This is a genomic window from Gordonia sp. G4, assembly GCF_057770005.1.
Window position 1 is genome coordinate 467,258 of the sequence record NZ_CM173442.1, and the last position, 23,609, is coordinate 490,866.

Annotated in this window: 20 protein-coding genes; 6 read left to right on the forward strand and 14 right to left on the reverse strand. The window is 67.8% G+C overall.

What is annotated here, in order from left to right; translation table 11 throughout:
* Positions 1–176: 176 nt before the first annotated feature.
* Positions 177–1,511, forward strand: coding sequence for a lipopolysaccharide biosynthesis protein (locus tag AC3B5T_RS01825; protein WP_055474370.1), 1,335 nt, complete (start codon positions 177–179; stop codon positions 1,509–1,511).
* Positions 1,508–4,138 carry an alpha/beta fold hydrolase gene (locus AC3B5T_RS01830; protein ID WP_055474371.1) on the forward strand — a complete coding sequence of 877 codons (2,631 nt, stop codon included), beginning with the start codon at positions 1,508–1,510 and terminating at the stop codon, positions 4,136–4,138. Before AC3B5T_RS01825 ends, AC3B5T_RS01830 begins: the two co-directional genes overlap by 4 nt.
* Before the next feature lie 3 nt (positions 4,139–4,141).
* On the opposite strand, the gene mshD is transcribed toward AC3B5T_RS01830, so the two are convergent.
* Positions 4,142–5,047 carry a mycothiol synthase gene (gene mshD / locus AC3B5T_RS01835; RefSeq protein WP_055474372.1) on the reverse strand — a complete coding sequence of 302 codons (906 nt, stop codon included), beginning with the start codon at positions 5,045–5,047 and terminating at the stop codon, positions 4,142–4,144.
* A gap of 4 nt (positions 5,048–5,051) precedes the next feature.
* The gene (locus tag AC3B5T_RS01840; RefSeq protein ID WP_010840616.1) at positions 5,052–5,876 is read right to left on the reverse strand and encodes a winged helix-turn-helix domain-containing protein; all 825 of its coding nucleotides are present in this window, start codon (positions 5,874–5,876) and stop codon (positions 5,052–5,054) included.
* A 212-nt stretch (positions 5,877–6,088) separates the two neighbouring features.
* On the opposite strand from AC3B5T_RS01840, the gene AC3B5T_RS01845 reads away from it, so the two are divergent.
* From AC3B5T_RS01845 to AC3B5T_RS01860, 4 genes are all read left to right on the forward strand, one after another.
* Complete coding sequence (locus tag AC3B5T_RS01845; protein ID WP_055474373.1) at positions 6,089–6,946, forward strand: LmeA family phospholipid-binding protein; 858 nt, start codon at positions 6,089–6,091, stop codon at positions 6,944–6,946.
* A 413-nt stretch (positions 6,947–7,359) separates the two neighbouring features.
* Positions 7,360–8,199 carry a sulfurtransferase gene (locus tag AC3B5T_RS01850; RefSeq protein WP_010840618.1) on the forward strand — a complete coding sequence of 280 codons (840 nt, stop codon included), beginning with the start codon at positions 7,360–7,362 and terminating at the stop codon, positions 8,197–8,199.
* Between the two features lie 5 nt (positions 8,200–8,204).
* A complete protein-coding gene (locus tag AC3B5T_RS01855; protein ID WP_010840619.1) occupies positions 8,205–8,510 on the forward strand; it encodes a DUF1416 domain-containing protein in 306 nt (101 codons plus the stop codon).
* Between the two features lie 201 nt (positions 8,511–8,711).
* Positions 8,712–9,419: a heme-binding beta-barrel domain-containing protein gene (locus AC3B5T_RS01860; RefSeq protein WP_488358164.1), complete on the forward strand. Its 708-nt coding sequence runs from the start codon at positions 8,712–8,714 to the stop codon at positions 9,417–9,419.
* Here the strand turns inward: AC3B5T_RS01860 and AC3B5T_RS01865 are convergent.
* The 12 genes from AC3B5T_RS01865 to AC3B5T_RS01920 form a co-directional block, all read right to left on the reverse strand.
* The gene (locus tag AC3B5T_RS01865; RefSeq protein WP_055474374.1) at positions 9,376–10,341 is read right to left on the reverse strand and encodes a hypothetical protein; all 966 of its coding nucleotides are present in this window, start codon (positions 10,339–10,341) and stop codon (positions 9,376–9,378) included. The genes AC3B5T_RS01860 and AC3B5T_RS01865 overlap by 44 nt on opposite strands.
* A gap of 136 nt (positions 10,342–10,477) precedes the next feature.
* A complete protein-coding gene (locus AC3B5T_RS01870; RefSeq protein WP_055474375.1) occupies positions 10,478–12,595 on the reverse strand; it encodes a heavy metal translocating P-type ATPase in 2,118 nt (705 codons plus the stop codon).
* 343 nt (positions 12,596–12,938) lie between these two features.
* Entirely contained in the window at positions 12,939–13,631 is a 693-nt protein-coding gene (locus AC3B5T_RS01875) for a hypothetical protein (protein ID WP_488358166.1), read from the reverse strand.
* On the reverse strand, positions 13,631–14,572 hold the full coding sequence (locus AC3B5T_RS01880; RefSeq protein ID WP_055474376.1) for a hypothetical protein: 942 nt from the start codon (positions 14,570–14,572) through the stop codon (positions 13,631–13,633). Before AC3B5T_RS01880 ends, AC3B5T_RS01875 begins: the two co-directional genes overlap by 1 nt.
* Positions 14,536–15,969, reverse strand: coding sequence for an MCE family protein (locus AC3B5T_RS01885; RefSeq protein ID WP_010840626.1), 1,434 nt, complete (start codon positions 15,967–15,969; stop codon positions 14,536–14,538). Before AC3B5T_RS01885 ends, AC3B5T_RS01880 begins: the two co-directional genes overlap by 37 nt.
* Positions 15,969–17,246, reverse strand: a complete 1,278-nt coding sequence (locus AC3B5T_RS01890; RefSeq protein ID WP_010840627.1) for an MCE family protein — start codon at positions 17,244–17,246, stop codon at positions 15,969–15,971. The genes AC3B5T_RS01885 and AC3B5T_RS01890 overlap by 1 nt, the downstream gene beginning before the upstream one ends.
* Complete coding sequence (locus AC3B5T_RS01895; RefSeq protein WP_010840628.1) at positions 17,243–18,517, reverse strand: MCE family protein; 1,275 nt, start codon at positions 18,515–18,517, stop codon at positions 17,243–17,245. The genes AC3B5T_RS01890 and AC3B5T_RS01895 overlap by 4 nt, the downstream gene beginning before the upstream one ends.
* A 1-nt stretch (position 18,518) precedes the next feature.
* Positions 18,519–19,739, reverse strand: a complete 1,221-nt coding sequence (locus AC3B5T_RS01900; protein ID WP_055474377.1) for an MCE family protein — start codon at positions 19,737–19,739, stop codon at positions 18,519–18,521.
* Positions 19,736–20,794 carry an MCE family protein gene (locus AC3B5T_RS01905; RefSeq protein WP_014928754.1) on the reverse strand — a complete coding sequence of 353 codons (1,059 nt, stop codon included), beginning with the start codon at positions 20,792–20,794 and terminating at the stop codon, positions 19,736–19,738. Before AC3B5T_RS01905 ends, AC3B5T_RS01900 begins: the two co-directional genes overlap by 4 nt.
* The gene (locus AC3B5T_RS01910; protein ID WP_044507199.1) at positions 20,787–21,908 is read right to left on the reverse strand and encodes an MCE family protein; all 1,122 of its coding nucleotides are present in this window, start codon (positions 21,906–21,908) and stop codon (positions 20,787–20,789) included. The genes AC3B5T_RS01905 and AC3B5T_RS01910 overlap by 8 nt, the downstream gene beginning before the upstream one ends.
* Positions 21,909–21,965: 57 nt before the next feature.
* Positions 21,966–22,817 (reverse strand): MlaE family ABC transporter permease, encoded by an 852-nt coding sequence (locus AC3B5T_RS01915; RefSeq protein ID WP_010840632.1) that lies wholly within the window; start codon positions 22,815–22,817, stop codon positions 21,966–21,968.
* Positions 22,818–22,820: 3 nt separating this feature from the next.
* Entirely contained in the window at positions 22,821–23,585 is a 765-nt protein-coding gene (locus tag AC3B5T_RS01920) for an MlaE family ABC transporter permease (protein ID WP_010840633.1), read from the reverse strand.
* Positions 23,586–23,609: the final 24 nt, after the last annotated feature.

The following is a 23,609-nucleotide window of genomic DNA, read 5'->3' on the forward strand; positions in this document are numbered from 1 at the left end:
AATCTTCAGGATAGGCTACCCTCATCTCGGATCCGAGCGCCCCGCCAGATCTACAGCCGCCGGATCGGATCGGAGATGTCAGTGTTCGACGCGCACACGCCGTCTCGACGATCACAAGACCGACTCGGGTCCCATCCGCGGATCTCGGCGACCGCACACCGATCCGGACTCCGACGGTGACCGTCACCCACCGTCGCATCCGGACGCGACGGGGACTCACCAGAAACCCGGGCGGACTCCTCGGCGACCAGACGGGCGTGGGCCTCAACATCATGGCCGTCATGACGTCGAGTCTGGCGACCGGCGTGCTCGGGTTCATCTTCTGGACGATCGCCGCGCGCGGCTACACCACCGCGGAAGTGGGTCGGGCGTCGGCGCTCATCACCTCGGCGACGCTGCTGGCGACCTTGTCGAATCTGAGCATCGGCAGTCTCTACGAACGCTTTCTGCCGGTCGCGGGTGGCAACGCTTCACGAATGATCGCGTCGGGGCGCATGGTGATCATCGGTGCCGCACTTCTCCTCGGCCTCGGTTTCGTCCTCCTCGGACCGGTCGACTCGCTGTTCATGAGCCCCTGGGAGACTTGGCTTTTCCCGCTGTTCGTGGCCGTTCTCGGCATCTTCGCCATCCAGGACCAGATCCTCATCGGCCTGGGCCGTTCACGAACGGTCGCCACGAAGAACATCTCCCAGTCGACCATCAAGCTGGTCCTCGTGACGGCGTTCATCCCGATCGCCACCGGGTTCGCCGTCTTCTGGGCCTGGGTCCTACCCGCCGCGGTGATCGCGGCGTGGGTGGGTCTGGGCGCGATCCGTCGAACCGCACGCTCGATGACCGGGCCGGGCACATTGCCGCGGCCCGGCGAGATCGCCCAGTTCTACGCCGGCTCACTGGGGATCACGGCCGTCGGGGTGGTCGTGCCGCTCATCGTCCCGCTGGTCATCGTGGCGCGCCTGGGCACCGAGATGAACGCCTACTTCTCGATCTGCTGGCTGGTCGTCAACACCGCGTCGATCCTCCTGCACGCCACGTCGGCACCCTTCGTGGCCACCGCCGCGGAGCCCGGCGCCGATCTCCGGTCGGCAACGCTCCGGTTCATCGCCCTGTGCGGCGGCGCCGGGGTCATCGGCTGCGTCGTGCTGTTCGTCACCGCGCCCTGGATTCTCGCGATCATGGGACCGCAGTACGCCGACGAGGGCACCGACCTGATCCGCTTGATGGCGCTCACCCTGCCGACGGTGTCGTTCGTGACGATCTACACCGCTCTGGCCCGCGTGCGCCGCAAACTCCGTCTCGCGGTCGGCGTGCAGGGCGTGTTCGGCGTGATCGTCCTGTGCGGCATCGTCTTCGGCGCCGACCACTGGGGCATCATCGGCGTCGGTTACGTCTACCTCACGGCCAACGTCGCCGTCGTGATCCTCCTGCTCGTTCCCGGGCTGCGCCTCATCCGGCAGGCCCTGACCCCCACCACCACTGCTGCCGAGCTCTCGGCGAGGACGACCACACCATGACCATCGACACCTCTCGTGGCCCCCTGGCCGCGGTGCCCACGCCTGTCTCCGCCCCCGAGCCGGACCTGACCGGCGGACTGGCGCACGCGTTCGCGACGGCGGCCGACCGGTTCGGGGACGCGATCGCGCTCCGCTTGTCGGACACCGTGATCAGCTACCGCGAACTCCTCCGCGCCGCACGGGGAGTCGCCGCCCGCATCCGCGACCTGCAGCCCACTGATCAGGGCCCGGTCGTCGTCCAGCTCGGTCTGTGGCCGGACACCGTCGCCGTGGTCCTCGGTGTCTTCCTGACGCGGCGCCCCCTGGTCACGCTCGACACGGCCCTGCCCGCGGAGCGGATCGACGCGATCCTCGCGTCGCTGCGCACCCACGGTCGGCCACCGGGACTGGCCATCGCCGACGCCGAACACATGGACGGGTTGCGCGACTGCGGAACCCGATGTGATCTCCCGGTCGTCGAGACGACCGGCCTCCTCGTCGACGCGGCGTCCGCACCGGACACGGCGGCGCGGGCGATCGAGACCGAGGACACCCGATCCGGATCCGACGCCGCGTTCGGGGTCACGAACATCCAGTTCACTTCCGGTTCCACCGGAACGCCGAAGGGCGTGCTGCAACCGGGCGCGATGTGGCTGTGTGACTCGATCTTCATGCGGGAGCGCTTCGGGCTCGGTGAGCGCTTGCGCGTCGCCCTGTGCATGCCGATCAGTTTCGGCGGCGGGTTGAACGTCTTGATGGGTTCACTGCTGAGCGGCTGCGATGTCCTCGTGGCCGACCCCAGGCAGGGCACGCCGACCGACCTGCTCGACATGATCGCGGCGGAGCAGATCCACACCGTCTTCCTGACCCCGTCGCTGCTGCGTTCACTCGTTCGCTCGAGTACCGCCGGCACCGTCCACCCCGCGTGGTCGACGGTGCGACGGATCATCACCACCGGTGAGCCGCTCACCGGTGAATCCGCGACCGCCACACTGTTGTTGGCACCCCAGGCGACGGTCACCAACTGGGCCGGCTCCTCGGAGACCTACGCGATCGGACACTTCGACGTTCGCGCCGGCGACCCTGCGCGAACAGGACCGCTGCCCGCCGGCACACCGGCACTCCACAAGACGGTGAGGGTCGAACGGTCCGGACGGGTGTCGATCTCCTCGCGATACATCGCTCTCGGCTACCTCGACCCGGCCGGCGACGTCGATCGGTTCTCGGTCGACGACAATGGGATTCGCACGTTCCACTCCGGAGACAACGGGCGGTTCGACGGCGAGGACCTCGTCCTGCTCGGCCGCGCCGACGATGCGGTGAAGATCCGGGGTTACCTCGTCGAACCGGCCGAGGTGAGCGCCGCGCTCCTACGCGAGGGCGATCTCTCCGAGGCCGTCGTCATCGCGCGCGAGAATGCGAGCCAGACAATCGAATTGATCGCGTACGTGGTCCCGGAGGGAAACCGGCGCACACCGCCGACAGCGGCCCTGCGCGCGCGCCTCCGCGAGGCGTTGCCCCCCTGGATGGTCCCGGCGCACATCGTCGAACTGTCCGACCTGCCCCGCAATGCCCGGGGCAAGATCGACCGCACCGCCCTGCCCGAGCCCCGGCGCCACATCGAACCCGTTGTCGGCGAACTCGAGTCATCCGTCGCCGCGACCTGGGCCGGTGAACTCTCGCTGGATGTCGTCGGGCGGACCGAGAACATCTATGCCTTGGGTGCGGATTCCCTGACGATCCAGCAGATCATGGTGCGCCTCAACTCGACGCACCGAGCGGGCCTCACCCAGTCCGACATGGCCTCCGCGCCGACCGTCGCCGAGCTCGCGACGATCATCGCCGCCCGCACCGGCGGCTCGGGCACGGGGTCGCGGGATCGGCGAGGCGAACGCCTGGCACCGACGACGATCCCGTTGCGCCGGGGGCACGGGCGGCCGGTCTTCTGTTTCACCGGCGCGGGCGCCTCGGCACTCACGTTCGTGCCGTTCGCCGACCGCGTCGGCGAACTCGACGGCGTCGGACCGGTTTTCGCGTTCGCACCGCACGGCCTGGACACCCGCGGGATCCCCGACTGGACGGTCAACGCCGCCGTCCGTCGCCATCTGCGCGACCTGCGTCGTATCCAGCCCGAGGGACCCTACGTCCTCGTCGGGCACTCGCTGGGAGGGTTCATCGCCCTGGAGACCGCGCGGCGACTCGAGGCCGAGGGGCACCGTGTCGACCTGGTCGTCGTGGTGGACACGTTCGTCCCGCCGCGGATCCTGCATCGCGCCAAACGTGCCGACCCGTCCCTCACCACCACCCCGGTGTACGAGCCGCTTCCGCGGAAAGAACTGTGGCGCCGACGCATTCGCGTCCCGCTCGCGGGCGTGGTGAAGACCTCGCCGACCGCCGACGCCCAGGCCCTCGAGGAACTCGGCGTCCGGGTCGGGCGGCTGCATCGTCCCCGCCCCTATTCCGGGCGTGCCCTGGTGGTGCAGGGCAGCGAGAACCGCGACGAACCGTCGATCTGGCGGCGCCACATCGTGACCGGGGACGTCGACGTCCTCCGTCTCGACTGCAACCACCTGTCCGTGGTCCGCGAACCCCACATCGGCGACATCGTCGACGCCATCGACACCGTCCTGCGAACGCGGGACCGGTGAGACTCAGCCGTAGGCGACGTCGACGGCGTAACGGGTGAACCCGAGCCGCTCATAGGTGTGCAGCGCGGCGGCGTTGTCGCCCTCCACGTAGAGGTTGATCTCCGAGACACCTGCGCGCGCGAGATGGTGCAGTCCGGCCAGCGTCAGCAATCGGCCGAGCCCCCGGCCCTGTGCGGCGGGATCGACCCCGACGATGTAGACCTCGCCGAGGTCGGCGTCGTGCCGCTTGGTCCAGTGGAACCCGAGGAGCCTGCCGGGCTCGTCGCCGGCCTCGCCGCCGGAACGGTCGAAGGCGAGGAACAGACCCTCCGGATCGAACCAGTCGGCGCCCACCCGTTCGCGGATCTGCTCCGCGGACCAGCCACCCTGCTCCGGATGCCAGTCGAAGGCCGCGTTGTTCACGCGCAGGATCTCGGCATCGTCGGACGGTCCGGCATAGGTCCGGAGCTCGACGGTCGGGTCGACGACGAGTTCCGGGAGTTCGTGGCCGGCTCCGACCGGACGACGCAGCTGCAGCAGTTCGCGACGCTTCGTCAGGCCCATGGATGCGGCGAGCGCCACCGCGCCGGGCAGGTCACCGTGCGCCCACACCCGCACCCCGGCTCCCGACTCGGGAACGGGTGCGGCACCGAAGGCCGCGTCGAGCAGTTGCCGACCGTGCCCCTTGCGCCGATGGGCCGGATCGACGACCGCCTCGATCATCGCCGGCTCACCGTCGCGACCCGGGACGATGACGGCATAGGCCGCAGTCGACCAGACATGCACGACCGGCGATCCGTCCGGAGCGTCGATGGCCGTCACCGCGCCCTCCGAGAGCGGGGCGACGCCGTCGGCCGCTGTCGCATCGCGCACCAGGCGATGAGCGAAATCCGCGACATCGTCGGGCAGCGCGCCCCGATGCACCTGCACCTGATCAGTTTCCGGCGCTTGCACTGAACTCCTCGTCGAAGGGATCCGGACCGTCGAGAGCGCCGTCGAAGTCGTCGGCGTCCGCCTGCTCGGCACCGACCGGGCCAGGACCCGCCGGCTCGTCGTCGGACAGATCGGTGTCGGCCGCCGCCGCCCGGCCCCGCGTCGGACGCACGGCCTTGTAACCCACGTTGCGCACTGTGCCGATCAGCGATTCGTGCTCGCTGCCGAGCTTGGCGCGGAGTCGACGGACGTGCACGTCGACGGTGCGGGTGCCGCCGAAGAAGTCGTACCCCCACACCTCCTGCAGCAGCTGCGCCCTGGTGAACACGCGACCCGCGTTCTGCGCCAGATACTTCAGGAGTTCGAATTCCTTGTAGGTCAGGTCGAGCGGACGTCCGCGCAGCCGCGCGGTGTAGGTCCCCTCGTCGATCACGAGTTCACCCAGGGTGACCTTGCCCGAGGACTCCTCGGCCGCGACCCCGCGGGTGCGCACCACGAGCAGGCGCAGCCGGGCGTCGAGCTCCGCGGGGCCGGTCCCCGGCAGCAGGAATTCGTCGATACCCCAGTCCGCGTTGACCGCGACCAGCCCACCCTCGGTCAGCACCGCCGCAACCGGCACCGAGGAGCCGGTACTGCCCAACAGCCGGCACAGTCCACGAGCTGCGGCCAGATCGGCGCGCGCGTCGACCAGCGCCACATCGGCGTTCCCCGCCTCCATGAGTGACGACACCTCGGTCGGAGCGGTCCTCACCGTATGCGCGAGGAGCGACAACGACGGCAAGACCGACTCCGGATTGGGGTCGGCCGTCAACAACAAGAGATCCACCAAGCACTCCGATCTCGTTCGTCCCCGTCCCGGACCATCCAGATCGCTCACCACGACGTGAACGCCACCCCCACATGCGCTCGGCGATTGTTTACGCCGCCTTACCAACGTGTGCGGGACAGGTGACAGAATAGCGCCACCGGGGCGGTTCGCTGTTAACAAGGCGACCTCGACCGCAGGATGACGACGACGGGGAGGGTGATCGGCCGAGTATGCCGCGCATCCGGAAAGTGCTCGTCATCGGCATCGTCGCCACCCTTGCCGCAGTGGGGGTCGCCGTCGGCGTCGACGTCGGGGCCGCCGTCCGCGGGGAATACCAGCTCTCCCGCGCGATCGCCGAATCCCCCCGCGTGACTTTCGATCCCGAGGTCACCATCGCCGGTTTCCCGTTCACCTCCCAGTCATCCGCCGGTCACTTCGCGGGTGCCACCATCGCCGCGCGGGGCGTCGAACTACCGGGATGCGAGCCCGTTCGCGGTGTCTGCCGGGGTGAGCTGGGTGCCTCGCTCGGCCCGTTCGACGTCGCCGACGGCAGCGGATTCTCCCCGAGTGATGTTCTCCACACCCGCTCGATCTCGGCATACACCCGCCTCGACGCCGTCACCCTCGCCCGGTACCTGCGCATCGTCGACCTGACCGTGAGCACCCCGGGGCCGGACGGCAGGGCCGGCGCGGGCGGCCCCCAGGACGGCACCGTCAGTCGCCAGAGCGGCGTGGTGTTCACCGGTACGGTCGCGCTGCCGCCGCGCGACGGCCTCGATCCCGCCGACCCGCCGTCGGCGTCGGCCTACGACGGGCCGAAGGTCCGAGTCAGTGTCTCCGTCGACCTCGCCGTCGTCGACGGCGCACTGGACATCCGGGCCACCGGCTTCTACACCGGGCCCGAACGCCACGTCGACGCCGAGGTCCCGCCCGAGATGCGCACCGCGGTGCTCGACCGGTTCAGCATGACGCTCCCCCGCCTGCCGATGGCCTGGGATGTCACGGCCGAGCGCGCGGAGAGCTTCGGCGGGGACGTCCAGCTGGTCGGCGATTCGGGCCCGGCCGCGGTCCGTCCCGACCGCTTCTGAGACGACCGTCCGAGGAGACTCTGAGCAGTTCAGACGGGTTTCTGGCGGTGTCGGCGCCAAAGCACCCCGGCCGTTGGGGTCCGAGATCGGCTCTGTTGTACCCTCGTGGGCATGCAGCAGCGCCGTGAGTACTTGCTCACACGACGCCGGGCGATCGACTTCTGTCGTGTCGCCGACTGTTGTTGTCGCACTCGCCGTTGACGGTGTGACCATCCGTGCTGCGTGAGCAGCCGGCCGCCCACACCGTCGATGAGGACGGGGGCGTCTCCACCGAGGTCTGAATCCTCGATTCCATGCGCCGCCACCCGCGCTCATCATCTCCGCCGAGAACGCGGGAATCCGTCCCGCGCCTCACTCTCCACCATCTCCATCTGATCGACGACCATCACAGATCCACTGGAAAGGACACCGCCATGGCACGTTCCGACGTCCTGGTCAGCACCGAATGGGCTGAGCAGAACCTCAATGCCGACAAGACCGTCTTCGTCGAGGTCGACGAGGACACCTCGGCCTACGACGGCGGCCACATCGCCGGCGCCGTCAAGCTCGACTGGAAGACCGACCTGCAGGATCCGGTCCGCCGCGACTTCGTCGACGCCGAGCAGTTCGGCGCCCTGCTCTCCGAGCGCGGCATCGCCAACGACGACACCGTGATCCTCTACGGCGGCAACAACAACTGGTTCGCCGCCTACGCCTACTGGTACTTCAAGCTGTACGGCCACAACGAGGTCAAGCTGCTCGACGGCGGCCGCAAGAAGTGGGAACTCGACGGTCGCCCGCTGTCCAGCGATGCCGTCAGCCGCCCCGCCACGACCTACAAGGCAGGCGAGCCGGACCTCAGCATCCGCGCCTTCCGCGACGAGGTCGTCGACGCCATCAACGTCAAGAACCTCGTCGATGTGCGCAGCCCTGACGAGTTCTCGGGCAAGATCCTCGCGCCGGCTCACCTCCCGCAGGAGCAGAGCCAGCGTCCCGGCCACATCCCCAGCGCCATCAACGTGCCGTGGAGCAAGGCCGCCAACGAGGACGGCACCTTCAAGTCCGACGAGGAGCTCAAGGAGCTCTACGGCGAGGCCGGCCTCGACGGCTCGAAGGACACCATCGCCTACTGCCGTATCGGCGAGCGCTCGAGCCACACCTGGTTCGTCCTGAAGGAACTGCTCGGTCACCAGAACGTCAAGAACTACGACGGCAGCTGGACCGAATACGGCTCGCTGATCGGCGTCCCGATCGAACTCGGAGAAGGAAAGTAAGAGATATGTGTGCTGCACCCAAGCAGGGACAGAAGCTGCCCGCGGGCGTCGACGTGGAGAAGGAGACCGTCCTGACCGGACAGGTCACCGACGGCTCGGGCTCGCCCGTCGCCGGCGCCTTCGTCCGTCTGCTCGACTCGACCGGTGAATTCACCGCCGAGGTCGTTGCCTCGCCCACCGGTGACTTCCGCTTCTTCGCCGCCCCCGGCACCTGGACGCTTCGCGCCCTGTCCGCTGTGGGCAACGGCGACGTGACGATCAGTCCCGAGGGCCCCGGCATCCACGAGAAGGACATCACCGTCTCGAAGTGACGCCGATGTCGACCAGACAGCCCGGTCACCGCATCCGCGGTGACCGGGCTGTCTCGTTGCGACCCTGCGGAGGCCCACCCGCCGGCCCGGGGTTAGAATTTCTCTCGTGGTCCTCTTCTTCGAAATCCTGCTGATCCTGGCCGCTGTGCTGATCACCTGGTTCGGTGTCTACACGCTGTACCGCCTGGTGACCGACGAGTCGTGACGTCCGCACCCGGAGGTCCGGCCGCGGACAATCCAGGTCATCCGGAGCCCTCCGATGACGGGTTCGTCGCCGACGCCGAACCCCGCCGGTCCGGCGACGAGGCGATCAGTCAGGCCGAAGCCCGTGCGGCGGAGTCCGGCAGCCGGGAACGCAACATCCCCACCTGGGATGATCTGCCGCTCCCCGCCGACACCGCCAACCTCCGCCTGGGTGCCGATCTCCACCCCGGCCTCCTCGCCCTGCTCCCCCTCGTGGGTGTGTGGCGCGGAGAGGGTGAAGGGCATGATCCCGAGACGGACACCGATTACCACTTCGCACAGCAGATCGTCGTCTCGCACGACGGTCAGAACTTCCTCGCCTGGGAGTCCCGCTCGTGGGTGATCGACGAGGACGCCTCCTATCAACAGCCCGATCTCCGCGAATCCGGATTCTGGCGGATCGGTGAGGACGACTCCATCGAGTTGCTCCTCGCGCACGCCGAGGGATCGATCGAGCTCTTCTACGGCACCCCGCTGAACCAGACCACCTGGGAACTCGCCACCGACGTCGTCATCAAGGCCGAATCCGGCCGACGCACCGGCGGCGCCAAACGCCTGTACGGCCTCGTCGCCGATGGCGACCTCGCCTATGTCGAGGAACGCCTCGACGCCGACGGGGACCTCACCCCGCGACTGTCCGCCAAGCTGCGCCGCCACGTCGGCTGATCGGGCCGGAACCCCCGCGTCGCCGATCCGAGAACGCCATGTACAGATTCCGCTTCGGTAGTGCGCTGTACACCGGCGCCCCGAGCATGACGACGACCGATCCGTAGGCGGTGGCCTCGCCCGGACGTCCCGCCCAGCCGGGATGCACCGTCCCCGACGGCGACATGTACGGTCCGTGCCCGGCCGTACCACCGACACGCCGCCCGACGACCGAGAACACCTCGGCCCGCGCGGCATGTGGGGACAGTTCGAAGCAGACGCGTTCTCCCGGTGGACACTCGACGAAGGTGATGTCGGTCCCGGATCGATGCACCACGCCGATCCAGTCACGGCCCGAGTTGCGCACGACAAACGTCGAGCCGCCCGTGCGGTACTGATACGAGATGCCCGCCGCAGCGGCGTCGAGGATCTGTCTGCCGGAGACACCGCCGTTCCACTCCGCGCTCCACGGGGTGAGATACCGGGCATCGAGAAACTCGCGCCGAGTGGGAATCGGCAGCGTCACCGGCATCACCCGTCCGGACCGCACCCACACCGCGCCGTACAGAACCGGCCGCCCGCCGGTGGTGCGCGGCGCCTGCACATAGGTGAGTGAATCACATTCCGGCAGAACGATTTCCGAGCCGGGAGTCAACGGTTCGAGATACGACGTGCCGTCGGCGAGCAGAACCACCGCGGCGGCATCGCGCAGGCCGCGGTTGTGGATGGTGATGCGGTCACCGATGTCGTGGGACGTGCCTTCGGCGTGGAACGACCCCGCGTGGAACAACCCGGCGGCGTGGGGATCGGCGAACTCGAAACGGGGTGGCGACGCCGTCCCGAAGTCCGGATCGCCCGGGGTCCAATAGCGTTCGCCCACGCCGGGTTCATCCCGGTTGCGGTTCGACTCTCCGACCGCCGCGGCGACAGATGTGGCCACCATCGCTCCTTCTCCCTCTCGACGCCTCGACGGGCGCCGTGGACTCTGCTGTGTGACCATTCCAGCTGTTCGGTGCCGAAATCTCGCGAGTACTGCGCTACGCGGATCACCACGTCCGTCGCCGGTGCGCCGGCCTGGCCTACCTGCGCCCGGAGCGGGTTCCGACGGAACCGGGACGCAGGTCGAGCCGTCGCAGCAACTGGGCGTTCAGCGCCACCACCACCGTCGACGCGGACATCAGGATGGCACCGACGCTCATCGGCAGGACGAAGCCGACCGGCGCCAGGATTCCGGCCGCCAAGGGCACCGAGACGAGGTTGTATCCCGCTGCCCACCAGAGGTTCTGCCGCATCTTCCGGTAGCCGGCGCGCGACAGCTCGATGACCGACAGGACCGATCGCGGATCGGAGGAGGCCAGGACGACGCCGGCCGAGCCGATCGCCACGTCGGTACCGGCGCCGATGGCGATTCCGACGTCGGCCTGCGCGAGGGCGGGGGCGTCGTTGACCCCGTCGCCGACCATGGCGACGCGATGTCCCTCACGCTGCAGCTCGCCGACGATGGCAGCTTTGTCCTCGGGCCGGACCCCGGCGTACACCCGATCGATGCCCAGTCGACCGGCGACGTCGTCGGCGACGGCCTGCGCGTCTCCGGTGATCATCACGACCTGGACACCGAGCGCGTGGAGTTCGTCCACGGCTTCGCGCGACTCCGGCCGGACCTCGTCGGCGAGCCGGATCGCTCCGGCGACGCGGTCGTCGACGAGCACGTGGAGGATGATCGCACCTTGCGCACGCCACGCCGCCGAGACGGACAGCTCGTCGAGGCCCCGTTCGTCGAGCAGGTTGGGTCCACCCACCCGGACCTCGTGCCCGTCGACGGACGCGGACACCCCCACCGCGGGCGAGGAGGAGAAGTCCTGGGCGGCGAGCGTGTCGACCCCGTCGGCCCGGGCGGCACGCGTGATCGCCGACGCCAACGGGTGCTCACTGGCCGCCTCCGCGGCGGCCGCGAGGCTCAGCACCCGACGCCGATCGTGTCCCGGAGCGGGTTCGATCTCGACGACGGTCGGCTCCCCCTTGGTCACGGTGCCGGTCTTGTCGAACAACACGGCGTCGACGTTGCGCATGGACTCGAGTGCGAGCCGGTCCGTGACCAGGACCCCGGCGCGCGCCGCTCGCTCGGTCGCGATGGCGACGACGAGCGGGATCGCCAGTCCCAGTGCATGCGGGCACGCGATGACCAGCACCGTGATGGCGCGGACGACGGCGTCGTCGGGCGACCCGACGGCGGTCCAGACGATCGCGGTGAGCACGGCGGAACCGAGAGCGAACCAGAACAGCCACCCGGCCGCGGTGTCGGCGAGCCGCTGGGCCCGCGACGAGGAGGCCTGCGCGTCGGCGACGAGGCGTCCGATGCCGGCCAGGGCGGTGTCGTCGCCGGTCGCGTTCACACTGACCCGCAGTCCGGAGTCGGTCGCGACGGTGCCGGCGACGACGACGTCACCGATCCCACGCCGAACGGGGGCCGACTCGCCGGTGACCATCGACTCGTCCATGTTCGCGGAGCCGTCGACGATGGTGCCGTCGGCGGGTACGGACGCTCCGGGCCGGACGACGACCACGTCGCCGACGACCAGGGAGTCGGGCGGCACCGAGACGATGTCGTCCCCCACGACCTTCTCGGCCTCGTCCGGAAGGAGCGCGGCGAGTGAGTCGAGCGCCGACGTCGTCCGCGCCAGCGAACGCATCTCGATCCAGTGACCGAGCAGCATGATCACCACGAGCAGGGCCAGCTCCCACCAGAAGTTCAGCTCATGGTCGAACAGGTGCAGCGTCGAACCCCAGGAGGCGACGAACGCGACGGTGATGGCCAGCGAGATCAGGAGCATCATCCCCGGACGACGGGTACGGATCTCCTCTGCCGCACCGACGAGGAACGGACGTCCGCCCCACAGGTAGACAACGGTGCCGAACAGCGGCGACACCCATCGCACCCACTCCGCGTCGGGCAGCTCGTAACCGAGGATGTCGGCGAACATGTCATTGAACGCGACGGTCGGGATGGCCAGGACGAGCATGATCCAGAACAGTCGCCGGAATCGGTCGACGTGCCCGCTGTGATCGGCATGCCCACCGTGGTCGGCATCCCCGTCGTGCTCCCCGTGGTTGCCGTGCCCGGCTGGGGTGTGGGGGCTCGCCGCGTGGCCGGTCGTCGGCGAGGCCGCTGCGCGTGGATGGTCGTGGTGCGTGTCCATACGGGTGAGGATATACCCCCCAGGGGTACCTGCGCCAGGTCTACTTCTACCCCGTACGGGTACTCACCGAACGCGGCCGGACATGGAACGGCCCCCGCATCGCCCACGAGGGGCCTGCGCCGACCGGACCGGGTCGGGATGCGGGGGCCGGGTGACCACCTGGTATTCGCTTGCGCCGACCGACGGATGGATCCCGTCTCGGTGCGACACGAATGCCACACGGTCAACTGCTAGCGGATGGTCACCTCACATGTCCGATGAGAAATCACTATCAGACCACCTCCTTCCTTGTGTACCCGCGAAAGTACGCCCGATTGCGGCGCGCCGCAACGGATTAACGCGGTCAGGGGGTGGGAACCGGCGCTCCGGCGGGGCCGGGGGCCACCGATGGCGTCCCCGACGGCGTCGCCGTGGGGGCGGAACTCGGGGCGGGTACCGGCTTCGCGTCGGGGGGCAGCGACTCGACGACCTCGATCTTCGATCGGAACGTGTCGTCGGTGATGACCTCGATGGCGTTGATGAGCCAGCGGTCGCCCTCGCGCTTCATGTCGAAGGTCAGCCGCGACGGATTGATGCTGACGAGTTCCTTGTTGCCGCGGGTCACCGACTGGTTCATGAAGATCAAGACCTGCGAGGTGTCGGCCGTGTTGGTCACCACGCCCGCGTCCTGGATCGTCACCTCGGACACCACCGACTGCTTGCGCACCTCGGCGGCGAGGTTGTTGTCGGTGATCAGTTTCGTGTACTCCGGCTTGGCCGGCCCGGTGAGCACACTCATCGACTGATCGATGTGCTCGGTGACGTTCTCGGCGTTGTAGCCGAACATCGTCGTCGCATACTCACGAGCCGCCGTGAGTGACGATGCACGCGCATCCTCGACGGCGCGGCCCTGGGTGAAACGGAACCCGAGGAACGCTGTCGCCACGACCGCGGCGACCAGCACGACACCGAGCGCGATCAGCCCGAGACGCCCCTTCCCCACCGTGAATCGCGACTTCGACTTCGACTTCGACTTCGACTTCGACTTCGACGCCATCACGCCACCCACTCGAAGTCGGTCATCTTGAGGTCGCCGTTGATCCGTGTCATGTCGACCCGCCAGCGGAAGACCTTCTCCTGCGACGGCACCTCGCCGTCGAGGGACCGCTGGTGCCAGCCGAACACCATGATGACCGAGCCCTCGTCGGGTTCGGCCTTGGTGACCGCGGAGCTGAGGATGAGCGACCGTGTTTCCAGCTTGCCGTCCCGGACGAGTGCCGCGACCTGCTGGATGTTGGTCTCCACCTCCTGCTTGACCTTGCCGCTGGTGTCCTCCTGCACCGAGTTCAGCGTCTGGTCGACGGTGTCGGGGTTCATGCTGGTGAGGTTCACGAGCACCTGCGACGCGAACGCCGAATACTCGGCACGCAGGTCGTCGGTCCGGTCCTGTCGCGCGATACCGAGCGCGAACACCACCGACGCGATGGCACACACCACGATGACCACGAGCGCCACCACAACACCCACGATTGTCCGCGGCGAGCGACGGCCGGAACCGCGATAACGAATGCGGCGCTTGCCCTTCGGTGCCCGGGCATTCGACGACGCAGCCGTCCGGGCTCGTCGGCGCTCCCGGTAGCTGACGGTCTTCTCGACCTCGGACGGGTCGGGCGCGATCGGTGGTTCGGCGTCGGTCCGCCGGCTCGACTCCGGCGGGGACACCGTCGACGTCGTGTCGTGCGCGGAATCGGCGGTGGCCGGCGACGGCGTGTCGGTGTCCCCATCTGTGGCTGCGGGATCGTCGGGTGCGGGAGCCGGTGCGGTCGGCTTCGACGACTTCGACGGCTTCTTGCCGGCGGGACGACCACGCCTGATCGGAGCCGACCGCACGGGCCGCTTCGTATTCCGACTGTCACCCGTGCCGGTGCGATCTGGGGATGCCGTACCGGGCCCGTCCGGGGTCACGGGGCGACCGTCCCGCTGATCATCGTCTGCCATGTACTGCTCTGTCCCTGCTCATCGCTGCCGGCCCCGGCGTTGTAGGTCTTCCCGTCGGGTCCGATGAAGTTGCCCGAGTCCGGGTCGTATGTCGTGGCGTACACCGCGGGCTCCGCGTCGAAGTCCTTCGGTGTGCCCGGTGTCACGGTACCGGAGGAGGCCGGCTGCCATTTCAGCCCGAACGGCAGTCCGCTCTGGAACGGGTCGACCGAGCCCGGCTTGGGTACATAGCCGGTTTCGCACTCAGCCGGGGTGGGCGCCCGTCGTCCCGGGAACTCCGCGCACGGGTAATTGCGGGCGCCGCGGACGGCGATGTTGGAGTTCTGCGGCACCCGGCACAGCATGCCCGGCGGCAACTCACGGGCGGTCTGCTCCGAGGGCCAGCGCCAGTCCTCCTTCGGCAGGAAGCCGATGTTGCACGGCGGCCGGTCCTGGAAGGCCAGCGAGAAGTTGACGTTGGGTCCGAACCGCGTGGTTCCGGTGTTCAGCGCCGTGATCAGCGAACTGACCAGTCGCGGATAGAGAACCAGCACCTGCTTCCAGTTCGGCAGGTACACCACCTGCGTCTTGGCGATGGTCCCCAGATTCGAGACCAGCAGCGGGTACGACGCACCGAGGGACTCGAAGAGTTCCTGGCTCTTCGACGCGGTGGCCGGCCCCTTCCGCAGGATGTCGCCGATCTCGGGGCGGTTCGCGCGGAGCTGGTCGGTGAACGCGGTGACGTCCCGCGTCCAGGATCGGATGGCGTCGGCGGTGCGCGACTGGGTGGCCAGCAGCGGCGCACCCTGTTCGACCAGCTGGATCGTCGTGTCGGTGTTCTTGTTCGCCTCGTCGACGAAGAGGACCATCGAGTCGAGCAGCCGCTGGAGCGCTTCCCCCGTGCCGTTGAACGCGACGAAGGCCTCGTCCATGAGCGAGCGCAGCCGAGTGTCGCCGATCTCGGCGAGCAACCGGTCGGCCTGGTCGAGCATCGCGGAGATCTCCACCGGCACCTTGTCGGTCGAGACCGTGGCACCGTCCTGCAGCAATTCTCCGGACTCACCGGCCTCGGGGTCCGGCGTGAACTCCACGAACTGCTCGCCGATCGCGGAGACGCTGCGCACCGACGCGGTCGACGACGCCGGGATCTCCGCACCGTTCTCGATGGTGAGCATCGCCTCGACACCGGTGTCGGTCAGCTGCACCGAGTCGACCTTGCCGACGTAGACGCCGCGATAGCTGACGTTCGCGTTCTGGTACAGGCCACCGCTGGTGGGCAGCAGCAGCTGCACCTGATAGCTACCGACCCCGAACATCGACGGGATGCGGATGTAGAACAGCGCCATCACCACCATCGCGACCACGGTCACGATGGCGAAGAGCATCAGCTGCATCCGGACGAATCGCGTGATCTTCATCAGCGGCCACCCCCCGCCGCCGGGACCGGCGTGACCGCCGGACTCCGCGGGATCATGTTCGCCGGAACCGGTTCGGTCGAGTCGGGCAACCGCTCACCACCCGGTTGCAGCGGCGCGATGAACGGGTCGAGCCCGCGCGCGGCGGCGCCGGCCGGACGACCGAAGACGCCCTCGGGACCGGTGACGCCGAGACTGGCGAACATCGTCTTGTTCAGGCGTTCGAGGGTCAGATCGAGGACGAGGTCCGAGTTCACGTAGTCACCCTTGACGATCGTCCGGATCGTCGGTTCGTAGAACGGGAAGGTCAGCAGGATGTTCAGCGATTGCGTCATCGCGGGACCGGCGGCCTGGAGCTGATCGAGGGCCGGTTCGATGCCCTCCACGATCGTCACGATGTTCTCGGAGTTGGCATCGAGGATGTCGTTGGCGGTCTTCGACAGTGTCGCGACCGAGCCGAGCGTGTCGAGGAACTGCTGACGCTGGTCGACGAGCAGCTGCAGTATCTGGGGACTGTCGGCGAGCGCGCGTTCGATGGTGCCGGCCTGCTCGTTCATGGTGCGCGACAACCGGTCGAGTCCTTCGGTGGCCCGGATGATGTTGCCCTTCTGCGCATCCAGATCGGCGACGAGTGTGTTCAGCCGCGGGATGAGTTCCTTGATCTGGTCCTCGCGTCCGCCGAAGACCTCACTCATCTCGTGCACGATGTCGCCGATCTGCGACAGGCCACCACCGTTGAGCACCACCGACAGTGAGCTCAGCACCTGTTCGGTACTGGGATAGGTGCATGCCGACACCTGTTGTGCCGCATTGATGTCGGGGACCGCGGGCACTGACGGGTCCGGCACGATGTTGGATTGCTCCGGGCACTTGGTGAGGGGGATCTGGTCGCCCGGCTCGAGCCGGCCGCCCTCGGGTTCGGCCGGTTGCACGATCTCCAGGTGCGTCGAACCCAGCACACTCGTCAGCCCCACCATGACGTGCGACCCGCGCGGGACGATCACACCGTCGTTGAGTCGGATGGTGACCAGCGCGTTCCAGTCCTCCACCTCGATGTCGCCGATGCTCCCGACCGTCGCGTCGTCGATGAGGACCGGCGCGTTGTTGACCAGTCCGGCAGCCGACGGGATCAGGGCGGTGATCTCGTAGGAACCACCACCGGTGCCCTCGGCGCCCGGGACCGGCAGCGAGTTGGGGCCGTCGAACGAACATCCGGCCAGGATCAGCGCGAGGGATGCCGCGCCCGTGACCAGCCCGCCGCGCAGGCGTGCCGGCCTCATCGGTCACCTCCGAACGGGACCAGCAGATCCTCGAGCGGACTGCCCCGATTGTCACGCCGGGTCTCGTTGTCCAACCGGGTGACACCGGCGTTCGCACGCGCGCGAACACTCGCGTTCTGATATTGGAGCTGGCTCGGTGTCGCGTTGCGGCCCTGCACCGGATTGGTCAGGAACGGTGGGTAGTTCATCGAGATCGACGACAGGACGGGCGCGAGGATCTCCACGCACTTGTCGACGTCGGCCATCGTGGTGCCGGGTCGCTTGGTCGATTCCATCGACCCGCACAGCAGCGTGATCAGGTTGGTGCCGTTGCCCAGACCGAACACACCCGAGAGCGAACCCGACAGCGGGTTGTAGATGTTGTAGAAGTTCGCGAGCTGGTTGGGCGCCGAATGCAACACGCCGCGCACCTGTTGGTCCTTGTCCGCCACGATCTTCGTACTCGCCGCCAGTCGCTCCACCGACGACGACAGCGCCGTCTGGTTGGTGTCGATGAAGGTCTGCACGTCGGTCATCGCCGCGTCGAGGCCTTTCAGCGCCTCGTCGAGTTCGGTCGTGTTGTCCGCGAGAACCGAACTGACCGAGGCGATCCGGCCGTTGAACTGCACCAGCTGTTCGTGGCTGCCCGACAGTGCGTCGGTCAGTTTCTGCAGGCTCTGGATGGTGGCGAACAGATCGCCGCTGCCGGCCGCGAGGGTGCCGATCACGTCGGACACCTCGCGGATCGAGGCGTTGATCGCCTCCCCGTTGCCCTCGAGGTTCTCGTCGAAGACGTTGACCGCCTTGGCCGCCGACCCCGGATCGGCCCCCTCCGGCCCGATGGCCTCGGTGAGCCGGGTGAGCTGGGCCTTGATGTCGTCCCACTCCATCGGCACCGCGGTGCGATCCATCGGGATGTCGGCGCCGTCGGACATCTGCGGCCCGCCCGAGTAGACCGGCGTCAGCTGCACGAACCGGCCCGAGACCAGACTCTGTGCGACGATGACCGCCTTCGCGTCCTGCGGGATGTCGACGCTCTTGTCCACGCGCAGTTCGACTTTCACGTCGTTCTCGCGCGGGGTTATCGCCGAGACACTGCCGACGTTCACACCGAGCACCCGGACCGGGTCGCCCTTGTAGAGACTGGCGACACCGCCGAAATAGGCGGTGAAGGTGTTCGTCGTGGATTTGGTGAACACCTTCCAGCCGACGAGGATCAGGGCGATCGCGAGAACCACGGCGAGCACACCGAAGAGCACCTTGCGCCCGATGGTCATACTTCCGACGGTCATGTCACCTCCCCCTCGTGGTCGGCGCGGGCGTGGGATAGGTCGGCCTCGGCAGGGGTCCGCGCGGCGGATCGCTGCCCACCGGCGGTCCCTGCTGCCAGGCATCAGGCAGGAGGGGGAAGGCGGTGTACATGAACGATTGCCACAGCTGCGGGTACCGGCCGCGCAATGCGTTGAGGAAGACCGCGGTGTAGTCGCCGAAGGTGTTGAGTCCGACCAGCGAGTCGAAGTTCGGACCCGACGCCACCGCCTCGCCGAGCGTGTTGGCGAACGGTCCCAGCCGGTCGATCGTCTCCTTCAGTTCCTTCTCCTGATCGGTGAGGATCGTCGCGACGCGGTCGAACTTCTGCAGGACCGGCGTCAGCTGCGCATTGTTCTCGGCGATGAAACCCCGCAGTTGAGCGGTGACGTCGCCGATTCCCTTGATCAACTGGTTGAGCGCGTAGCGCCGCATCTCGATCTCGCCGACGAGGGCGTTGGCGTCGACGAGCAGGCGGTTGATCTGCTCGTTGCGGTCGCCGACGATCTTGCTGACCTGGTTGGCCTTGGCCAGCAGCGCCCGTAACTCGTTGTCGCGGTCGGCGACCGCCTTCGACAGTCGCGCCACACCGTTGACCGCTCCCTGCACCTGATCCGGGGTCTCGGAGAAGGTGATGGTCAGCGTGTTCAGCGCTTCGTTGAGCTGCTCGGTGTCGGTCTCGGCCACGGTGTCCGTCGCGCCCTCGAGCGCGTCTTGCAGCGAATACGGCGAGATCGTGTTGCCGACCGGGATCGAGCCACCGGGCTTGATCCGGTCCCCGCCGTGCGGGATGACGGTGAGATTGCGTCGGCCGAGCACGGTCTCGGTCCGGATCGCGGCCTGGGAGTCCGCCCCCATCTGGACGGTGTCGTCCATGCGGAATCCGACCTCGACCTTGGTCCCGGCGTCGGTGCCGGCCAGTGCGATCGACTCGACCGTGCCGACCTGGACACCGGAGACGGTGACGATGTCGCCCTTGGTGAGTCCGCCCGCGTCGTCGAAATAGGCGGTGTAGGTGCTGATCGGCGAGATGTAGGGCAGCTTGTCCATCTGCATCGCGGTGATCACCACCAGACCGATCACGACGATGCCGATGACGCCGACCTGCGCGCGGCTTCGCTGCCCGCGCTTCACCTCGCGGGCGACGTCGGCCTCGTCGGATTCGGATCTGCGGCTCGAGAACATACCTCCGAACGGAAGACTCATGAGCCGTCACACCTTCCGCCGGCCGTCGTGGTGTTGCCCATCACGTTGTTCGAGGTGTACAGGATCGTCTGCCCCCCGGGTGCCGGGAGCAACAGGCGGATGCGACAGAAGTAGATCTGCAGCCACGCACCGTAGGAGCCCAGGTTCGACAGCGTCTTGTAGTCCTCGGGAAGTCGCGAGATCAGGTTGCGGATGAAGGGTTCCGCGGCCAGCAACTCCTCCGAGACCCGTCCTGTGTTGGTCACCATCGACTGCAGGGTCGGCCGGGTGGTGGCCAGCAGATCGGCGAGACCGTTGGTGACGCGCGAGGTCTGCGTCAGCGCGTTGCCGACCGTGGCCTTCTGTTCGGCGAGCCCGGTGACCAGTTGCTGCAGGAGATCGACGCTGGTGTCCAGGCCTTCCCGGTCGCCGTCGAGCGTGGCGAGGGTCGTGTTGAGGTTGTTGATCACGTCGCCGATCAACTGGTCGCGGTCGGCCAGCGAGTCGGTGAACGACGCGGTGTTGCCCAGCAAGGTGTTCAACGCACCGCCCTGCCCCTGGAAGACCGCGATCAGCGAACTGGTGAGCGCGTTGGCGTCGTCGGCGTCCAGGGTCCGGAACAGCGGTTTGAAGCCGCCGACGAGCTTGTCGAGGTCGAGCGCGGGCTCGGTCTGGCCGACCGGGATCTGCGCACCGTCGGCGAGGAAGGTCGATGTGTTGCCCGTCCCCTGCTGCAACTCGAGATACCGGTCGCCGGTGAGGTTCTCGTACCGGATCAGCGCGCGGGCCGACTCCGGGAGCGGATACTTCTGGTCGACGCTGAACGTGATCACGGCATCGTTGTCGCGGTTCAGTTCGACGTCACCGACCGATCCGACCTCGACGCCGGCGATCTTGACCTTGCTGCCCGACTTCATCGCCGACGCGCTGGTGAAGACGGCACTGTACTCGTTCGACGCGCCGGAACGATAGCGGCTGAAGACGACGACCAGCGCGACGAACACCAGGACCATCACCACGGTGAAGGCACCCAGTTTGATCAGGGTCGCGCGGAACGCGCGAGCGCGGTTATCCACGGGGCGGTTCTCCGAACAGGATCTGGAACAGCTTCTGCGAGTTCGCCTTCGGCTTGGTCCTGGGCTGATAGGGCTGCGGCGCGTTGTCGCCGACGTAGAACGGTGCCGGCACCGCGGAGGAGGGATCGCTGAGCCCGCCCTGGCACGTCGGCGGCCCTTCGACCCCGACCCGCGGCAGGTCGTAGGGGTAGGCGTAGGGATCCTTGCCCGGCAGCAGACCGGCGTCGAGCATCAGCATGCCGTTGCGCTCACCGAGGAACGGCGCCGCCACCTCGGAGGCGATCGCGCTGGCGGTGAGGAAGCACTTGATCCCCGGGGCGTTGTAACCCAGCAGCGCGGCGATGGGGTCGAGGTCCGACAGCGCACCGATGAGTGTCTTCTTCGACGGCGCGATGACCCCGTCGATGGTGTTCGCCATCCCGGTGGCGTTGATGAGCAGCGCGTCGAGGTTGGACGTGTTGTCCACCAACGTGTTCCCGACGACGGTGAAGTTGTCGACGGTCCGCAGCAGGTCGGGCATCGAGTCCGCGTACACGTTGGTGACGGTCGCGCCTTCCCGGAACAGGCGGTTGAGCGCGGGCAGATGCGGGTTGGTCTTGCCGAGCAGCGCGGTGAGTTGCTCGAGGGCGTCGCCGATCTCGTCGCCCTGCCCCTGCAGAGCCGTGTTGATCGCGCCGAGGGTTGCGTTGAGCTTCTCCGGCTGGAGTTGGGCGAGCACCGAGACGAGCTGCTGGTAGACGGTGTTCAGTTCGACGACCACCCGGTCGGCGGGGATCTCGGCTCCCGCGGTCAGCGTGCCCTCCGGTTCTCCGGGGACCACGAAGTTGACCGCCTTGGCGCCGAAGATCGTGTTCGACTTGATGTCGGCCGCCACGTTCGCGGGGATCTTCGCCATGTCGCCGTCGGCGATGTCGAGGGTCAGGATCGCGTCGCCGCCGCGCTCGGAGATCTCGGCGACCCGACCCACCTCGACGCCACGCAGTTTCACCTTGGCGTCGGGGTTCATCACCAGCCCGGCTCGGGGCGCGACGAGGGTCACCTGCTGGGTGCCCTTGAAGGCACCGAGGAACGACGCGCTCGCCCCGATGATCAGGGCCAGCAGCACCGCGACCATGGCGACTGCCGCCGCTCGGCGGGTGACCCGTGAACGCTCTTGTCTCCTGCTCATGACTCAGCCCGCCAGGTTGAACTTGCCATCGGCGCCATAGATGGCGAGGGAGGTCAAGAGTGTGATCACGACCACAACAACGAGCGATGCGCGGACCGCGTTCCCGACGGCGACGCCGACGCCGACCGGCCCGCCCGAGGCGTTGTAGCCGTAGTAGGTGTGGATCAGCATGACCGCGACCGCCATGCAGATCGCCTGCACGAACGACCAGAGGATGTCCGACGGTATGAGGAACGTGTCGAAGTAGTGGTCGTAGACGCCGGGCGACTGCCCGTACAGGAAGACCGTCGCCGACCGGCTCGCGAGGAACGATGCCAGCGATGCCAGCGCGTAGAGAGGGATGATCGCGATCAGGCCGGCGATGATGCGCGTGGACACCAGGTAGGGAATGGAGGAGATCGCCATCGTCTCGAGTGCGTCGATCTCTTCCGAGACCCGCATGGCGCCGAGCTGTGCGGTCGCACCGGCACCGATGGTCGCGGCGAGCGCGATGCCGGAGATCACCGGGACGGCGATGCGCACGTTGATGAACGCCGAGAAGAAGCCGGTGAGTGCCTCGACGCCGATGTTCGCCAGCGAGCTGTAGCCCTGGACCGCGATCGTGCCGCCGGTGAACAGCGTCAGGAAGCCGACGACCACGACGGTGCCGCCGATCATCGCCAGCGCGCCGGTGCCCATGGAGATCTCGGCGATGAGCCGCAGCGTCTCCTTCTTGTAGTGCTGGATCGCGCGGGGTATCGACACGACGCTGTCCCAGTAGAACAGCGCCTGGTCGCCGATCTGATCCCAGTCCTCGCCGGCCCTCTTGACCGCGACGCGCGCGGTCCGGAACCGGGTGGTGAACGGAAGTACCATCGCTCAGCCCGCCGTTGCCTTGAGACCGACCGCGGTGACGACGACGTTGACGACGAACAGCGCCATGAACGAGTACACGACGGTCTCGTTCACGGCATCGCCGACGCCCTTCGCGCCACCCTTGACGTTGAGCCCCTGATAACAGCCGACCATCCCGGCGAACAAGCCGAACAGCGCGGCCTTGACCATCGAGATCATCAACTCGCCGAAGCCGGTGAGCAGGGTCAGATTGGCCACGAAGGCACCGGGATTCACGTCCTGGAGGTAGACGGAGAAGATGAAGCCGCCGCCGATGCCGATCGTGCAGACCAGACTGTTGAGCAGGAGCGCCACCCCGGTGGAGGCCACGATGCGGGGCACGACCAGACGGTGGATCGGGTTGATGCCGAGCACCTTCATGGCGTCGATCTCTTCGCGGATGGTCCGGGCGCCGAGGTCGGCGCAGATCGCGGTCGCGCCCGCTCCGGCGACGATAAGGACGGTGACGATCGGACCGATCTGGGTGATCGTGCCGAGCGCGGCACCCGCACCCGAGAGGTCCTGAGCGCCGATCTCGCGCAACAGGATGTTCAGCGTGAAGCTGACGAGAACCGTGAACGGGATGGCGACGAGGAGCGTGGGCACCATCGACACGCGGGCGATCGCCCAGGACTGTTCGACGGTCTCCCGCCACTGGAACGGTCGGTGGAACAACTCGCGCGCCGACTCGACCCCGAGCGCGACGAAATCCCCGATTCCGCTCAAGGGTGTGGCCAGTTTGCTCAGCACCTCCGGCCCCCCTTCACCCTCGCA

What these genes read in the sequence shown, in the direction of transcription:
- AC3B5T_RS01830 (WP_055474371.1), top strand. Translation starts at nt 1,508, where the DNA reads ATGACCATCGACACCTCTCGTGGCCCCCTGGCCGCGGTGCCCACGCCT.
- AC3B5T_RS01845 (WP_055474373.1), top strand. Translation starts at nt 6,089, where the DNA reads ATGCCGCGCATCCGGAAAGTGCTCGTCATCGGCATCGTCGCCACCCTT.
- AC3B5T_RS01850 (WP_010840618.1), top strand. Translation starts at nt 7,360, where the DNA reads ATGGCACGTTCCGACGTCCTGGTCAGCACCGAATGGGCTGAGCAGAAC.
- AC3B5T_RS01855 (WP_010840619.1), top strand. Translation starts at nt 8,205, where the DNA reads ATGTGTGCTGCACCCAAGCAGGGACAGAAGCTGCCCGCGGGCGTCGAC.
- AC3B5T_RS01865 (WP_055474374.1), bottom strand. Translation starts at nt 10,341, where the DNA reads ATGGTGGCCACATCTGTCGCCGCGGCGGTCGGAGAGTCGAACCGCAAC.
- AC3B5T_RS01870 (WP_055474375.1), bottom strand. Translation starts at nt 12,595, where the DNA reads ATGGACACGCACCACGACCATCCACGCGCAGCGGCCTCGCCGACGACC.
- AC3B5T_RS01875 (WP_488358166.1), bottom strand. Translation starts at nt 13,631, where the DNA reads ATGGCGTCGAAGTCGAAGTCGAAGTCGAAGTCGAAGTCGAAGTCGCGA.
- AC3B5T_RS01880 (WP_055474376.1), bottom strand. Translation starts at nt 14,572, where the DNA reads ATGGCAGACGATGATCAGCGGGACGGTCGCCCCGTGACCCCGGACGGG.
- AC3B5T_RS01885 (WP_010840626.1), bottom strand. Translation starts at nt 15,969, where the DNA reads ATGAAGATCACGCGATTCGTCCGGATGCAGCTGATGCTCTTCGCCATC.
- AC3B5T_RS01890 (WP_010840627.1), bottom strand. Translation starts at nt 17,246, where the DNA reads ATGAGGCCGGCACGCCTGCGCGGCGGGCTGGTCACGGGCGCGGCATCC.
- AC3B5T_RS01895 (WP_010840628.1), bottom strand. Translation starts at nt 18,517, where the DNA reads ATGACCGTCGGAAGTATGACCATCGGGCGCAAGGTGCTCTTCGGTGTG.
- AC3B5T_RS01900 (WP_055474377.1), bottom strand. Translation starts at nt 19,739, where the DNA reads ATGAGTCTTCCGTTCGGAGGTATGTTCTCGAGCCGCAGATCCGAATCC.
- AC3B5T_RS01910 (WP_044507199.1), bottom strand. Translation starts at nt 21,908, where the DNA reads ATGGTCGCGGTGCTGCTGGCCCTGATCATCGGGGCGAGCGCGTCGTTC.
- AC3B5T_RS01915 (WP_010840632.1), bottom strand. Translation starts at nt 22,817, where the DNA reads ATGGTACTTCCGTTCACCACCCGGTTCCGGACCGCGCGCGTCGCGGTC.